The organism is Shewanella fodinae, from assembly GCF_014651955.1.
Lineage (GTDB): Bacteria > Pseudomonadota > Gammaproteobacteria > Enterobacterales > Shewanellaceae > Shewanella > Shewanella fodinae.
The window spans coordinates 1-535 of record NZ_BMXW01000050.1 but is presented as its reverse complement, the minus strand read 5'-3'; the positions used below and the strand labels follow the sequence as shown (position 1 = coordinate 535).

The window sequence follows — 535 nt, the reverse complement described above, 5'->3', positions numbered from 1 at the left end:
GTGCTACGGCATCACGACTCACGGGTTTAGGTTTGGACAGCGCGGCATACAGCAGCATAAAGGGCATGAGCAGACGGCGTAACACGAAGAAAAATAACCGGATAAGTGGGCGCATGGGAGCTCCAATTTATGTACGTGATGGGAGTGAGCGTTTAGCCTTTCAGAAGTGGGCGGATTCATCAGTCTGACTCTGCTAGGCGTCGTCAAAAAAGTGCGCGAAGGTTTAAGCCTGCGCGCACTCACGCGTTGTGTAGCGTTAACAGGATTGCTTAAGCGGCAAATCTTTGTTGCAGGTAGCGATTAATCTCCGCCGATTCATACAACCATTGTTCATTACCATCATGCTCCACAATATGCAGACAGGGCACTTGTGACTTGCCGCCTTGCTGTTCTAGTTTTTGCCGGGCATTGCTGTCTTTCTGAATATTCGCCATGGTGATTGGCAATGCCAACCGATGCACCTCTTTTTTCACCTTGATACAAAATGGACAGGTGTTGAACTGATAAAGCGTCAGTCCTTTACAATCGGCATCAA

At 48.6% G+C, this 535-nt stretch carries 1 protein-coding gene; it reads right to left on the bottom strand.

What is annotated here, in order from left to right; translation table 11 throughout:
- Positions 1-269 precede the first annotated feature (269 nt).
- On the bottom strand, positions 270-535 hold a 266-nt coding region (locus IE064_RS18085; RefSeq protein WP_189619048.1), incomplete at its 5' end, for a glutaredoxin family protein.